We start from the raw sequence: 14427 nt of genomic DNA, 5'->3' as shown, positions 1-14427 counted from the left end.
CGGTAGAGGGAAAAGGTGCGCCGGTGGTGGCGCAGGGCCGTGGTTCGCTGTTATGCGCCGTTTTCTTTTTCGCGACCGGGCACAACACGCCGTTGGGTCTGCGGATGTTGCGGCATGTCGTGCCCGGTGGCGGCGACAACGTGCCCGGTGGCGGTAGAGGGCGTGAGTTCACGTGTTGCGGCCGGTCGCGACATGCCGTGTGGTGCGCGGGTGCTACGGCGTGTTGTGCCCGGTGGCGCGAAATGGGGCCCGGTCGGGCTTAGGGTTGTGCCGTGGGTTCTCGTGCGGTGGCCGGGGTGCAGCATCCGGGTGGTGATTCTCGTTCTGTTGGGGCGGGGGTCATGGCGGCGACGACGGCGTATGTGCTGTGGGGTGTGCTGCCGCTGTACTTTTTGTTGCTGCTGCCGACGGGGCCGTGGGAGCTTGTGGCGTGGCGGGTGCTGCTTTCGCTCGTGTTTTGTGTGGTGATTTTGGCGGTGACGCGGGCGTGGCGGCCGTTGCGGGCGATTGTGCGCAACAGGCGGTTAATGCTGTTGACGGCGCTGGCCGGTGTGCTCATTTACGTCAACTGGCAGGTGTTTGTTGTCGCGGCGCTCACGGGGCACGTGGTCGAGACGAGTCTCGGATATTTTATTAACCCGATCACGACGGTGTTGTTGGGTGTGTTTGTTTTGAAGGAGCGTATTCGTCGCACGCAGTGGGCGGCGATTGCGGTGGCCGGTGTTGCTGTTGTGACGATTATTGTGGCGTACGGCAGTGTGCCGTGGATTGCTCTTGCGCTCACGGCGTCGTTTGGTTGCTACGGGCTGGTGAAGAAGAACATCGGGCCGTCGGTGGATGCAATGAGCGGCCTCACGTTTGAAACGTTTTGGTTGGTGCCGATCGCCGTTATTCAACTGATCATTGTCGGCGCAACCACCGGGATCACGTGGGGCGCACACGGGCCCACGCACACGATTCTTGTGGCATTCGCAGGGGTGGCCACCGCCATACCACTACTGCTGTTCGCTACCGGAACCCGCCGCATCAGCCTCGCCGCCGTCGGCATGCTGCAATTCATCACACCCGTCATGCAATTCTTGGTCGGCTGGCTACTGCTCGGCGAACCCATGCCGCCCGAACGCTGGGCCGGTTTCATTCTCGTGTGGATCGCGATCACCATATTTATTGCCGACCTGCTCGCGCACACACGCCGCACCCGCAAAACTCGCCGCAGTGTCAAGCATCCGGATGCCACAACCCCACCGGCACCCGAACCCGGCACAAACACCACAAATCCGCCAAAAAACGATGACGATCCGCAGATCGTTAGCGCACTGAGATAGAACTGGCACCCACGGGGTGCGTCAACCGATTATGGTGAGGAACACCCGAAGAAGGGTCGTCCACGTTCATTGACGCAAGGGAGCTTTCATGAACGGTCCGAACGATAAGCGAATGGCGAAGATTGTCGCCGGAATCGCACTAGCCAGCGTGTCAGCGCTCATACTCGCAGGATGCTCGAGCACCCCTGCAGAAACACCCGAAAAGCCTGACGCAACCGACGACAAACCCGTAGCGATCGACCTTGACGTCACGCTCGGTTCACTCCTGCCGCAGACCGGTTCGCTTGCGTTCCTTGGTCCGCCCATGGAGGCAGCCGTTGGCCTGGCGACAGAAGAAATTAACGCCGCTGACGCAGGAATCACCGTCACCATGATGTCGGAAGACGAAGGTGACAGCGACACGAAAGCCTACGAAACCTCGGTCACCAAACTGCAAAACGCCGGGGTAGCCGGAATGGTGGGGGCCGCGGCATCCGGTGTCTCAAAGATCATTCTTGACGGCAACGTCAGCAAGGGCATCATCACGATTTCGCCATCGAACACTTCGCCCGACTTCACCGAACTGTCAGAACAGGGCGTGACACAGGGACTGTACTTCCGTACCGCACCCAGCGACCTGCTGCAGGGCGAAGTGCTCGGCAACCTGATGGCCGAAGACGGACGCAAAACGCTCGGCGTCATCTACCAAAACGACCCCTACGGCACAGGTCTGTTCGACGCGATCAAAACAACATTCGAAGCCGCCGGTGGCGAAGTTGTCGCCGACGCCTCGTTCAACGTTGGTGACGCACAGTTCGACGCGCAGGTAGAAACAATTAAAGCCGCCAACCCCGACGCCGTTGCTGTCGTATCGTTTGACCAGTTCAAAACCATCGCACCACTGCTCGTCAACGCTGGCATTAAGGGCGACCAGTTCTACATGGTCGACGGAAACGTCTCGCAGTACGGCGACGAAATGCCCGTCTCACTAGAAGGCGCACAGGGAACCAAACCCGGCCCCGCCCTCGAAGACGACTTCACCGACCGCCTACAGGCATACTGGACCGGCCTCGGCAACAGCGAAGTGAAAGACTTCACCTACGCCGCCGAATCGTACGACGCCGTGATCTTGATGGCGCTCGCCGCGATGGCCGCCAACTCGACCGAAGGCACCGACATCGCCGCAAAGATGCAAGAAGTGTCCGGCGGATCCGGCGACGGTACCCCCTGCACCAGCTTCGCTGACTGCGCGCAGATCATCGTCGACGGAGGCACAGCCGACTACAACGGATACTCCGGCGACGTCACCTTCAACGAACACGGTGACCCGAACGGTGCCGCCATCGGCCTGTTCAAGTACGGCGCCGACAACATGTACGAGCGCGTGGGGTAAGCAGCTCGAACAGAGGGCAGGCCCCGGATGCTGCGGCATCCGGGGTCTGCCCTTGTCTGTTCCCGGATGCTGGTGAGGGGCGTTTCTGCCGCCGCCGTTCGGTTGCCCGCCGGTCGCCCCTGTTGCCGCCGTTCTGTTCTCACCCCTGCCGCCACTTTTCTGTTGCTGGAAACAGGAAATTTGCCGGATGTCGGATGATTCGGGCTGAATCGTGTAGTTCTCGGCGTTTTTGCTGTTCTCGGCGATGGGGAGGCAGGGCATGGCGTGACATGCGGGGTTCAGGTGGGTCGAGGCTGCACTCTTTTTGCCTCTGTCCTCTGTTGCCGCTGCCACTTTGTTGCTGGAAACAGGAAAATTGCCGGATGTCGGATGATTTGGGCCGAATCGTGTAGTTCTCGGCGTTTTTGCTGTTCTCGGCAACGGGAGCGGCGCGGTCGGGGCTGGCCAGGCCGCGGCAGGTGGGGAACGGCGGCCGGGGCCGGGGCACCGGATGCTGCGCAGCATCCGGCAACTCGCGAGAAAGTGACCGGAGTGAGGCTAGGCCCCGCCCCACCCCGGTCTGTCTGGAGGATTAATGGCCCAGATCAGGCAGAACAGGTGTCAGGCGGCATCGGCGCCGAGGGTGCCGAGGTAGAGGCCGATGACTTTGGGGTCTTCGAGCAGGGCGCGGCCGGTTCCTTCGTATGCGTCGCGGCCCTGGTCGAGCACGTAGCCGCGGTCGCAGATTTGTAGACAGCGGCGCGCGTTCTGTTCGACCATGATGGTGGTGACTCCGGCCTTGTTGATGTCGCTCACGCGAATGAAGGCGTCGTCTTGGCGTACGGGGGAGAGGCCGGCCGAGGGTTCGTCGAGCAGTAGCACGGCCGGGTCCATCATGAGTGCTCGCGACATGGCGACCATTTGCCGTTCACCACCCGAGAGTGACCCGGCGCGCTGTTTGAGGCGCGTGCCGAGTTCAGCAAAAATGCTGGTGACAAATTCCAGACGCTCAGGATAGATTTTGGGGTTTTGGAAGAGACCCATCTGCAGATTCTCTTCGATGGTCAATGACGGAAAAACGTTGTTCGTCTGCGGTACAAAAGCAACGCCGCGCTGCACAAGCCGATCAGCTTTTAACCCGACGATGCTTTCGCCGTTGACAGTGATGTCGCCGGACCGCACTTTGACCAGACCAAAAATCGCCTTCAGCAGGGTTGATTTACCGGCACCGTTCGGGCCAATAATTCCGATTAACTCACCCTGTCGAGCTACGAGATTTGCGCCGTTCAAAATGTTCACGCCGGGTAGGTAACCAGCATGCACATCGGCCAGTTCAACAACCACATCCGCGCCAGCAGCCGCGTCCGCGTCAGCAACATCGTTCACGCCGACAACATCGTCCGCGCCAGCAACATCATCTGTGGTGTTCACGACTGCTCCTCTTCTTCGAGTTCGGCCTCGGCGGCTTCTTCGATGCGTTCGCGTACTTGGGCGGCGAGCGCTGCCTCTTTTTCGTCGACGACGCTGATGCGTCCGGTAACAACACCGAGGTCGACGTCTTGGTGGGCGCCGAGGTATGCGTCGACGACGGCTTGGTCTTCCATAACAGTGTCGGGTGGGCCTTCGGCTACGACGCGACCCTCGGCCATAACGACGACCCAGTCGGCAATGTGGCGAACCATGTGCATGTCGTGCTCAACAAACAACACGGTCATGCCGAGTTCTTTGAGGTCGAGAATGTGGTCGAGCAGCGACTGCGTCAACGCCGGGTTCACACCCGCCATGGGCTCGTCGAGCATCACCAGGTTCGGGTCGCTCATGAGTGCGCGCGCCATTTCGAGCAGTTTGCGTTGTCCGCCCGAAAGTGATGCGGCAAAGTCGGACTCTTTCGCGTCGAGCTTGAAGCGCACCAGGAGGTCGCGCGCTTTCGCTTCGATCCGCTGTTCTTGTTTGCGCCACAGGGGCGGGAGCAGGCTGGCCCAAAACTTTTCGCCGGCCTGGTGGGGTGCACCGAGTTTCATGTTCTCGAGCACGGTCAGCAGCGATAACGCTTTTGTGAGCTGGAAGGTGCGCACTTGGCCGAGCCGTGCCACTTTAAACGACGGCACTCCGGCGAGGCTTGTGCCGTCATACGACCAGGTTCCGGTGTTGGGTTTGTCGAAGCCGCACAGCAGGTTAAACAGCGTGGTTTTGCCGGCACCGTTGGGGCCGATGAGGGCAGTGATCGCGCCGCGGGGAATTTCGAGGTGGTCGACATCGACCGCGACGAGTCCGCCGAAGCGCCGCTGCACAGCATCCGCAATCAAAATGGGGTCGACTTTGGCGACGCCGGGGGCAGCTGGTCCTTTCGCAAGCCCCGTTGTTTTGGTACGAATTTTCGCGGGCGTGGCGGGCGTCGCGGGCTCTGCGGGCGTCGCGGGCGTCGCAGGCGTGGTTTCGGGAATGTTATTGGACAAAGGTCATCTCCCTCTTGTCGCCGAGTAGGCCCTGCGGCCGGAATATCACCAGCAGCATGAGCGCGAGTCCTACCAGCACGAACCGGATGGTGCCCGCCTGGGTGTCGCTCATGGGCAGGTATCCGGCTTTTGCCAGGTCGGGAAGAATATTGCCGAGCAGGGCGAAGACGAGCCAGAACAGTACGGCGCCCAGGGTGGGCCCGAAGACGGTTGCGGCTCCGCCGAGGAGCAGGATGGTCCACAGGAAGAATGTGAGCGACGTGGAGTAACTGTTGGGTACGACGGCCGAGGGCAGCACGAAAACGATGCCGCCCATCGCGCCGATAACTCCGCCGATCACCAGCGCTTGCATCTTGTAGCTAAAAACGTTTTTGCCCAGCGACCGCACGGCGTCTTCGTCTTCCCGGATGCCTTTGAGCACGCGGCCCCAGGGGCTGCGCATGAGTGCCCATACGAGCAGTAGCGAGAGTGCAAGCATGGCGATACCGAAGATGCGGTTCCACAGGTCGTTTTCGTTGAATATCCAGGGCCCGAATCCGTAGGTTCCGGGTGGGATGGGGTTGGCGGAGCGGAACCCGCCGTGGTATCCGGCTAGGCCACCGGCCGAGTTGGTCCACTTGTGAAACAGTTCGGTCGTAAAGAGCAGCCGCACAATTTCACCCGCGGCGATCGTGGCGATGGCGAGGTAGTCGGCACGCAGGCGCAGCGTGGGTATTCCGAGCAGCAGGGCGAACAGTGCGCCGCCGCCGAGGCCCACGAGCATGCCGATCCACCAGGGCAGACCAAAGCTCAGCACCGAGATGGCGTAACCGTAGCCACCGATGGCCATGAACGCGGCCATACCGAAGTTCAACAGCCCCGCATAACCGAAGTGCACGGCCAGGCCGGTGGCCGCGAGGGCATAGGCGATGGTGACGGGGCTGAACAGGTATGCAGCGGTGTTATTAAAAATGCTTCCGAAATCCATGAATCAGCCCAACCTCTCTTTGCGGCCCAGCAGACCCTGCGGGCGCACGAGCAGAATGATGATGAGGGCGGCGAGTGCACTGGCGAACTTCAGGTCGGAGGGAATCCACAGTGTCGATACTTCGACGGCTATTCCGACGATGAGTGAACCAATGATGGCGCCGAATGCTGTGCCGAGGCCGCCGAGGGTCATGGCGCAGAAGATCAGCAGCAGCATTCCGGTACCCATGTCCCATTTCACGCCGGGCCGGAAATAGGCCCACAGAATGCCCGAGATTGCGGCGAGCACACCGGCAAGAATCCATACCAACCGGATGACTTTGTCGACGTCGATTCCGGTGGCCGCAGCCAGTTGCGGGTTATCGGAGATGGCGCGGGTGGCTTTTCCGATGCGGGTGCGGGTAAGAAAAATGGTGACGGCAATGATGACTACGAGACTCACGGCCATGCTGGTGATGTCGATGTGCGAGAGGGTCACGGGCCCGAAGCGCATCGGTTCGGGGCTTGCGCCGGGCAGCTGGTAGGTGCCTCCGCCAATAACAAACTGGTAGGCGTATCGCAGTGTGAGCGAGAGCCCGATGCTCACGATGAGTAGCGGCACAATACTCATGCCTCGTCTTCGTAGCGGTGCCCACAGCACGACGTCGAGTCCCCACCCCAGCAGCGCGCCACCGGCAACAGCACCAATGACTCCGAGCCACAGGGGCAGGTGCCAGAACGTTGTAAACAGCAGGGCAACGAGGCCACCCCACGTGACCATTTCGGCGTGCGCGAAGTTGCCCAGCCGCGTCGTGCCGTAGATCAACGCCGCACCCATTGATGCGAGGGCCAGCAGCAGACCAAAGTTTATGCCGTTGACTGTGCGCGAAAGAATCTGTGCCGCGAGTGACTCGGTTTCGCGGTGCCCCTCACCTAAAAACAGGTTGATGATTTTGGTGCCGGTCAGCCCGAATTCCACCTCTTGGCTGGCTGATTCTCCCTCAACAATCACGCCCTCGGGCAGGGTCGATTCGTCGACCGTGAGTGTATAGCTGGCTTTTTCGGGCACATACAGCCGCCACTTGCCATCGGCGTCGGTTACTGTTTCGGCTCGGAAGCCGTTGCCATCTACGCCGACTGTTACGTCGGGCACAGGTTCGTCGTCGAAGGTGATGACGCCCGCAAAATAAAAATCGGTCTTGTCTTGGTCGTCACCGGCCGCAGCAAACGCTAACGGCGACTGCAGAATGACAAAAACTGCGGCGATGAGCACCCCAATGACGGCGATGATTCCCGGTCGGGTATGACGGGGCGTCGTTGCTCTGGTTCCCACGCAACCTCCTCGTTGTGTGTGAGCGTCCGCAGTACTGCATCGCGCAGATCCGCGTGTGGACGACGATATGAGCGTAGCGGCAAATAAGCGCAACACGTATCACGGGCACCGAAAGCTGTGGATCGAATGCACAGATGTTGCACGATCGTTGCCATATGAATGCGCTCGCATACGACGCCGCGTAGCGAAGTCACGCCAAAGACAGGCATCCGGATGCTGCTGCACAGCCGCGTTGTCTGGGAATGACACGCCCGCACGCGGCGTTTAGAATAGGAGCGTCGGGATTCCTCCCGCGTACGGCCGCAGTAGTCCCCCCTTTGGCGCGTCAGCGCACGACCGCGCTACGGCGCGAGAGGAGTAATCATGGAGCAGCACGACCCGTTCGGATTTGTCGGACTCACTTACGATGATGTGCTGCTGCTGCCCGGGCATACCGACGTTATTCCTAGCGAGGCCGATACGTCGTCGCGGGTGACGCGTCGTATTTCTGTGGCGACGCCGCTGCTGTCGAGCGCTATGGACACCGTGACCGAGGCGCGCATGGCGATTGCTATTGCTCGCGAGGGCGGGATTGGTATTTTGCACCGCAACCTGTCAGTGGCTGATCAGGCCGCGCACGTCGACCGCGTAAAACGTAGTGAGTCGGGCATGATCACCGACCCGATTACGACGCATCCTGAAGCGACTGTCGAAGAGGTCGATTCGCTGTGCGCCAAGTACCGTATTTCTGGGCTGCCGGTTGTTGACGAAGAAAACCATCTGCTGGGCATTATCACTAACCGTGACATGCGGTTTGTCACTGGGCTGGATCGCCAGACCACCAAGGTGCGCGACGTGATGACGAGCGAAAACCTGGTGACGGCGCGCGTGGGTGTTGCGGCAGCCGATGTGATCGCGCTGTTCGCGAAGCACCGTGTAGAGAAGCTGCCACTGTTGGATGACAGCGGCAAACTGGCCGGACTCATCACGATTAAAGACTTTGATAAGAGCGAGAAGTATCCGCTGGCCACAAAAGACGAGCAGGGTCGCCTGCGGGTTGGCGCGGCAATCGGCTTCTTTGGTGACGCATGGGAGCGCGCCGAAGCCCTGCGTGATGTCGGCGTCGATGTGCTCGTGGTTGACACCGCCAACGGCCAGTCGCAGGGTGTTATCGACCTGGTTCGTCGCTTGAAAGCCGATGAGTCGTTCGCCAATATCGACGTCATTGGTGGCAACATTGCTACCCGCGAGGGCGCGCAGGCGCTGATCGATGCGGGCGTCGATGCAGTGAAGGTGGGCGTGGGGCCCGGCTCTATCTGCACCACGCGCGTTATTGCCGGTGTGGGCGTGCCGCAGGTGACCGCTATTTATGAGGCATCGCTGGCTGCTCGCCCCGCGGGCGTGCCCGTGATTGCCGACGGTGGGCTGCAGTATTCGGGTGATATCGCCAAGGCGCTGGTTGCCGGTGCCGACGCCGTCATGCTCGGTTCGCTTCTTGCCGGTACCGACGAGTCGCCGGGCGAGATCGTTTTTCAGGCCGGCAAGCAGTTTAAGCAGTACCGCGGCATGGGGTCACTGGGTGCTATGCAGACGCGCGGCAAACAGACCTCGTACTCAAAAGACCGCTATTTTCAGGCCGATGTCCCCAGCGACGACAAACTGATTCCCGAGGGAATCGAGGGCCAGGTGCCCTACCGCGGCCCCGTTTCGGCGGTGGCCTACCAGCTGATCGGTGGTCTGCGGCAGTCAATGTTCTATGTGGGTGCGCGCACCGTCGAAGAGCTGAAGACCCGCGGCAAGTTTGTGCGCATCACCTCGGCCGGTTTGAAAGAGTCGCACCCGCACGACGTGCAGATCGTGGTCGAAGCACCCAACTACAAGAAGTAGCGGCGCGAATTCCGGCGCAACCGCCGGCGCGAACCGCGGCGTGAACCTTAGCGCCGACCCAATGTCGGTGGTCGGCGATACAGTAGCGGCATGGGTTCACCGCCGAATTCACCAGCATCCGGGTCGCAGGCTCCCGGGTCACGATCGTCCCGGATGCCTGCCGCCAGCGTGCTCACAAAAAACCAGGTCGTTCGCTACGCGGCCGGGTCACTGGGTACGGGCGGTTTTGCGACGCTTCCCGGCCTCGTACTCGTCTATTACCTGACCGATTCGCTCGGAGTAACAGCGCTCGCCGCCGGCGCGGTGGTGACCCTCGCCAAAATTTGGGACGTACTGATCGACCCCGTCATCGGCGGGTTGAGCGACCGCTCTTTTGCTCGCACAGGTTCGCGCCGCCGATTCATGCTGATCGGTGCGCTGGGCCTGCCGGTGGCGTTCACAATAACTTTTGCGGTGCCCGGAACACTCGGCCCACTACCTGCCGCAGTCTGGGTGCTCATTGCTTTTATTGCCTCAGCGACATTTTTTAGCCTCTTCCAAGTGCCGTACATTGCGCTACCCGCCGAGCTCACCGACGGCTACCGCGAACGTACCCGGCTGCTCACATGGCGGGTTGTTGCGCTCACCGCGGCGATTCTGCTGTTCGGTGCCGGTGGCCCCGAACTCCGCGGGCTCTTTCCGGGCGACCCGCTGCTCGGCTACCTGGTTATGGCGGTGGTTGTCGCGGTGGTGATCGGCGTGGGCATGGTTATTGCTGCCACGGTCGCGCCACGCGAAGCACCGCATCCGGTGGTTGAAACACTCACTATTGGTGCTCATTATCGCGCCGGGGTGCTTGTTTTACGGCAGAGTCAACCGTTCCGGATGCTGCTGGCCACCTTTATGCTGCAGGGTTTAGCCACCGGCCTCATGCTCGCCGCCGCGCAGTATGTGGCGCGCTGGATGCTGCACGACGAAAACGCGCTCACCCCGCTGTTTCTCTCGCTCATTGGGCCCGCGCTGCTCATGGCTCCCGTGTGGCAAAAAGTTGCCGACAGAGTGGGTAAAGAGCGTGCTTTTCGGCTGGCAAGCTTCGTATTTTTGATCGCCGTGATCGTGCTGGCCGGCTCGATCCTGTGGCCAGGGTGGTGGATTATTGCACCGGTAGCCCTCGCGGGGGCCGCCTATGCCGGTATGCAAACTCTGCCGATGGCGATGCTGCCCGATGTGATCGCGGTCGACGCCGCCCAGTACCCGCGCACCGACCGCGTGACAAGCCATGCTGGTGGCCGGGCAGGAGTCTTTAGCGGCGTGTGGACGGCCGGTGAAACCACCGGCATGGCACTGGGCGCAACCGTGCTGGCACTCGTGCTTGCCGCTACCGGTTATATCGAGTCGGTGGCCGGGCAAATAACGACACAACCGGATGCCGCCATTACCGGAATCGCCATATCGTTCAGCCTGATCCCCGCCATTCTTATGGTGCTCAGCATCGTCACACTCGCGCGGTATCGTCTACGCGAAGCCGACGTCAACAGTGCTCGCGACGGCATGAGCGCGCGTGCCGACGAAGAAGCACCCCGTGACGGAGAAGAAAACCTATGACTCCCGGTCGTACAGTAAGCGACATCCTGACGCGCCTAAAAACTTTGCGCGCCGCCGACGCCCCCACGCAGGGCGGGCGCGTTTTAGCGTATGTGTACGATTCGGGGCGCGAACGGGTCGACTTTCTCGCCGCCGAAGCCGCCGAAATCACGCGTCCCCTCAACGGACTCGACCCGACCGTGTTCCCTTCCGTCGCGACGATGGAACGTGAACTGATCGGCTTCGTACGCCGCAACGTGCACGGCAACCGTCACGTATACGGCACGGTAACCAGCGGCGGCACCGAAAGCTGTCTGCTCGCCGTCAAAACTGCGCGCGACCTGTGGCGGCGCGAGAACCCGGACGCAGCGGCCACCACCCGCCCGCGTCTTGTAGCACCCGACACGGCACACGCCGCATTCCGCAAAGCTGCCGGGCTCTTCGACCTCGAGTGGGACCCGGTGCCGTGCGGGCCCGACGGAACCGCGCACGCGGAAGACATCATCGACCATCTTGATTCTGATGTGGCGCTCGTGGTTGTTTCGGCGCCGTCGTATCCGACAGGAACCATCGACCCCATCGCCGAGGTCGCGGCCGCCGCGGCCGCACGCGGTATTCGCTGCCACGTTGACGCGTGTTTCGGTGGCCTCGTGCTGCCGTGGTGGCCGGGCGTGCCCGACTGGGACTTTCGTGTGCGAGGAGTCACAAGCATTTCCGCCGACCTCCACAAGTTCGGTTATGCGCCCAAGGGCGTTTCGGTGCTGCTGCACCGCGGCAGGCGGCAGCATCGCGCACAGTTCTTTGCCACGGCGCGTTGGCCGGGATATCCGGTTGTGAACCCCACGCTGCTCGGGTCGCGCTCGGTGTCTCCACTCGCGGCCGGATGGGCGATCACCCAGTATCTCGGCGACGACGGTTTTGCTGAACTGACCGCCACGATCGCACGTGTGGCGCAGGCGATTGTGGCCGAGGTCGCCAGCATCCGGGGGCTTATGGTGCTCGGCAACCCGGTCGGCCCAGCGATAACCGTGGCCGCCGACACACACCTGCATGTTGCCGAACGCGTTGACCCGCACCGGTTGGCCGATGAGCTTGGCCGTTTTGGTTGGCGTATTCAACATCAGCCCGGGTTCACGCAGAGTGACGGTACGCGGATTCCGCGCAGCGCCCACCTCACACTCACACCCGTATTAGAAGAGTCGCTGCCCGAATTTTTGACCGCCCTGGTGGCCGCGGCCGACAGTGTGCGCGGCAAACCCCCGGCATCCGGAGCCCTCGGCGCCTTTGCGCTGCGCGCCCTCGGCTACAGCGAAAACCGGGTACCCAGCCCCCGCGCAGCCGCCATACTGTTGCGCCTCGCCGGAGCCGGAACCGTACGACCCAACCAGCCCATGGCCGGGCTGATGGCACTCATAGAAGAACTACCGGCACCCGTTGCCGAAGTGCTCCTGATCGAGGTGCTCGCCCAATTAACCGAGCCGTGAGCGAGTGCGCCCGTGCCAGGTAGGCTGGGAGGGTGACTATGGAGATCGAGCTAGGCCGCAGCAAGCGTGCTCGCCGCGCATATACGTTTGACGACATCGCGGTAGTACCCTCGCGACGCACACGCAACCCCGAAGACGTTTCGACAACGTGGGCGATTGACGCTTTCCCGTTCGAGATTCCTGTTCTCGGTGCGCCGATGGACTCCGTCGTGAGCCCACGCACGGCCATCATGCTCGGTCAACTCGGTGGCCTGGGTGTTCTCGACCTCGAAGGGCTGTGGACACGCTACGAGAACCCCGAAGCGCTGCTCGAAGAGATCGCCCAGCTCGATGAGAGCGAAGCCACCGTGCGTATGCAGCAGCTGTACGCCGCGCCGATTGTGCCCGAGCTGATCAAACAGCGCCTCGCCGAGATTCGCGAGGCGGGCGTGACCGTTGCCGGCTCGCTCACACCACAGCGCACACAAGACCTGTACGAGACGGTCGTTGCCGCCGGTGTCGACCTGTTCGTCATCCGCGGCACGACCGTGTCGGCCGAGCACGTTGCCAGCGGCGCTGAACCCCTCAACCTCAAAAAGTTTATTTACGACCTCGACGTGCCCGTCATCGTCGGTGGTGCCGCCACCTACACGGCCGCACTGCACCTCATGCGCACAGGGGCGGCCGGGGTTCTCGTCGGATTCGGTGGCGGTGCCGCATCGACCACGCGCGCAACGCTCGGCATCCACGCGCCCATGGCCACCGCTGTATCGGATGTCGCTGCTGCCCGCCGCGACTACCTCGACGAATCAGGCGGCCGCTACGTGCATGTCATCGCCGACGGGGGAGTAGGCACCTCGGGCGACGTCGTGAAAGCCCTCGCCATGGGCGCCGACGCCGTCATGCTCGGTGTCGCCCTTGCACGCGCCACCGATGCGCCCGGCCTCGGCTACCACTGGGGTGCCGAAGCTCACCACCCGCAACTGCCACGAGGGCGTCGCGTCAAGGTCGACCAGGTCGCCACCCTCGAGGAAATCCTGTACGGCCCGGCACCGGTCGCCGACGGCACGACCAACCTGATCGGCGCGCTGCGCAAATCGATGGCCACCACCGGCTACTCCGATCTCAAAGAATTCCAGCGCGTCGAAGTCGTGCTCGCACCCTACGCCAACTTCTAGCGCTTATCCTCTCGGCACGACTCCACCACAGTGACACAACCCTCCCCGCTCCCCATCTTTCCGCCCACGCTGCGCGAAGTCATGCTGCGCACGCGGTGGATCGGTGTGCTGCTCGCGTGCCTCGCCGTCGCCGGAATCTTCGCCTGGCTCGGACAATGGCAGTTAGCGCGCGCCATCGACACCAACCCACCGCCACCCGGCATGACCGAAAACGTGCAACCCCTCGAATCAGTGGTTCAGCCCGGCCAATACCTGCCCGAACCCTACGTCGGACAAAAAGTAGAAACCGAAGGCACCTGGGTGCCCGACGACTTCATCATCGTCTCTGACCGCTACAACGACGGCACACTCGGCTACTGGGTCACCGGCCAACTGCGCCTGACCGACACCACCGAACCCACCTCGATCGCGGTCGCTATCGGCTGGGCCAACAACCGCGACGACGCCGAAGCCAGCATCCGGCAACTGAACACAATCGGCACCGACCCGGTCACCGTCACCGGGCGTGTTATCTCCGACGAAGGCACAGCAGTACCACCGCGCGGCGAACCCGACACCATAAGCCGGATGTCGCCCGCCATGCTGCTCGGCCGCTGGCACGACACCGAACAGCTCAACGTCTACCGCCCCTACCTGGCCTCGAGCCAACCCGAGGGCGGCCTTGTCGCGATCTCATCACCCGCACCCGAAGAACCCGCTACCGTCAACTGGCTCAACATGTTCTACGCCGCTGAATGGATCGTCTTCGCAGGATTCGCGTTTTACCTGTGGTACCGGCTGGCTAAAGACGCGTGGGAACGCGAAGTAGAAGAGATCGAAGACGCACAAGCCGCAGGCGAAACAGCAGCATCCGGCACATAAAACCCCCAAAAAAGGCGTCCGGATGCAACAAAACCTGAGAAGGTCTTGAGAATTACCTCCCATTCTCAATAGGCTTCCCTGCGAGT

At 62.1% G+C, this 14427-nt stretch carries 11 protein-coding genes; 7 read left to right on the top strand and 4 right to left on the bottom strand.

The window, feature by feature from the left end; all coding sequences use genetic code 11:
• Positions 1-341: 341 nt before the first annotated feature.
• Positions 342-1325 (top strand): EamA family transporter RarD, encoded by a 984-nt coding sequence (gene rarD, locus ACQUSW_RS05250; RefSeq protein ID WP_428931299.1) that lies wholly within the window; start codon positions 342-344, stop codon positions 1323-1325.
• A 112-nt stretch (positions 1326-1437) separates the two neighbouring features.
• Positions 1438-2697: an ABC transporter substrate-binding protein gene (locus ACQUSW_RS05245; RefSeq protein ID WP_428931179.1), complete on the top strand. Its 1260-nt coding sequence runs from the start codon at positions 1438-1440 to the stop codon at positions 2695-2697.
• 600 nt (positions 2698-3297) lie between these two features.
• On the opposite strand, the gene ACQUSW_RS05240 is transcribed toward ACQUSW_RS05245, so the two are convergent.
• The 4 genes from ACQUSW_RS05240 to ACQUSW_RS05225 form a co-directional block, all read right to left on the bottom strand.
• Positions 3298-4020, bottom strand: coding sequence for an ABC transporter ATP-binding protein (locus tag ACQUSW_RS05240; RefSeq protein ID WP_428931298.1), 723 nt, complete (start codon positions 4018-4020; stop codon positions 3298-3300).
• Positions 4021-4103: 83 nt separating this feature from the next.
• Positions 4104-5051: an ABC transporter ATP-binding protein gene (locus ACQUSW_RS05235; RefSeq protein WP_428931297.1), complete on the bottom strand. Its 948-nt coding sequence runs from the start codon at positions 5049-5051 to the stop codon at positions 4104-4106.
• 70 nt (positions 5052-5121) lie between these two features.
• Complete coding sequence (locus ACQUSW_RS05230; RefSeq protein WP_428931178.1) at positions 5122-6099, bottom strand: branched-chain amino acid ABC transporter permease; 978 nt, start codon at positions 6097-6099, stop codon at positions 5122-5124.
• A gap of 3 nt (positions 6100-6102) precedes the next feature.
• Entirely contained in the window at positions 6103-7410 is a 1308-nt protein-coding gene (locus ACQUSW_RS05225) for an ABC transporter permease subunit (RefSeq protein ID WP_428931177.1), read from the bottom strand.
• 363 nt (positions 7411-7773) lie between these two features.
• On the opposite strand from ACQUSW_RS05225, the gene guaB reads away from it, so the two are divergent.
• The 5 genes from guaB to ACQUSW_RS05200 all read left to right on the top strand — a co-directional run bounded on the left by guaB (position 7774) and on the right by ACQUSW_RS05200 (position 14341).
• Positions 7774-9276 (top strand): IMP dehydrogenase, encoded by a 1503-nt coding sequence (gene guaB / locus ACQUSW_RS05220; RefSeq protein WP_428931176.1) that lies wholly within the window; start codon positions 7774-7776, stop codon positions 9274-9276.
• Between the two features lie 90 nt (positions 9277-9366).
• Entirely contained in the window at positions 9367-10860 is a 1494-nt protein-coding gene (locus ACQUSW_RS05215; RefSeq protein ID WP_428931175.1) for an MFS transporter, read from the top strand.
• Positions 10857-12323 (top strand): pyridoxal phosphate-dependent decarboxylase family protein, encoded by a 1467-nt coding sequence (locus ACQUSW_RS05210; protein ID WP_428931174.1) that lies wholly within the window; start codon positions 10857-10859, stop codon positions 12321-12323. The genes ACQUSW_RS05215 and ACQUSW_RS05210 overlap by 4 nt, the downstream gene beginning before the upstream one ends.
• A gap of 38 nt (positions 12324-12361) precedes the next feature.
• Positions 12362-13480: a GuaB3 family IMP dehydrogenase-related protein gene (locus ACQUSW_RS05205; RefSeq protein WP_428931296.1), complete on the top strand. Its 1119-nt coding sequence runs from the start codon at positions 12362-12364 to the stop codon at positions 13478-13480.
• Positions 13481-13561: 81 nt separating this feature from the next.
• Positions 13562-14341 (top strand): SURF1 family protein, encoded by a 780-nt coding sequence (locus ACQUSW_RS05200; RefSeq protein ID WP_428931295.1) that lies wholly within the window; start codon positions 13562-13564, stop codon positions 14339-14341.
• Positions 14342-14427 lie beyond the last annotated feature (86 nt).

It is taken from the genome of Microbacterium luticellae, assembly GCF_050408645.1.
In the GTDB taxonomy this organism is placed as follows: Bacteria; Actinomycetota; Actinomycetes; order Actinomycetales; family Microbacteriaceae; genus Microbacterium.
Note: the sequence above shows the minus strand (reverse complement) of the source record. Positions and strands in the feature narration are given on the sequence as shown.

Excerpts from the sequence above, each read along its gene's own strand:
- ACQUSW_RS05205 (WP_428931296.1), top strand. The coding sequence starts at position 12,362 with ATGGAGATCGAGCTAGGCCGCAGCAAGCGTGCTCGCCGCGCATATACG.
- ACQUSW_RS05200 (WP_428931295.1), top strand. The coding sequence starts at position 13,562 with ATGCTGCGCACGCGGTGGATCGGTGTGCTGCTCGCGTGCCTCGCCGTC.
- ACQUSW_RS05245 (WP_428931179.1), top strand. The coding sequence starts at position 1,438 with ATGGCGAAGATTGTCGCCGGAATCGCACTAGCCAGCGTGTCAGCGCTC.
- guaB (WP_428931176.1), top strand. The coding sequence starts at position 7,774 with ATGGAGCAGCACGACCCGTTCGGATTTGTCGGACTCACTTACGATGAT.
- rarD (WP_428931299.1), top strand. The coding sequence starts at position 342 with ATGGCGGCGACGACGGCGTATGTGCTGTGGGGTGTGCTGCCGCTGTAC.
- ACQUSW_RS05230 (WP_428931178.1), bottom strand. The coding sequence starts at position 6,099 with ATGGATTTCGGAAGCATTTTTAATAACACCGCTGCATACCTGTTCAGC.
- ACQUSW_RS05210 (WP_428931174.1), top strand. The coding sequence starts at position 10,857 with ATGACTCCCGGTCGTACAGTAAGCGACATCCTGACGCGCCTAAAAACT.
- ACQUSW_RS05215 (WP_428931175.1), top strand. The coding sequence starts at position 9,367 with ATGGGTTCACCGCCGAATTCACCAGCATCCGGGTCGCAGGCTCCCGGG.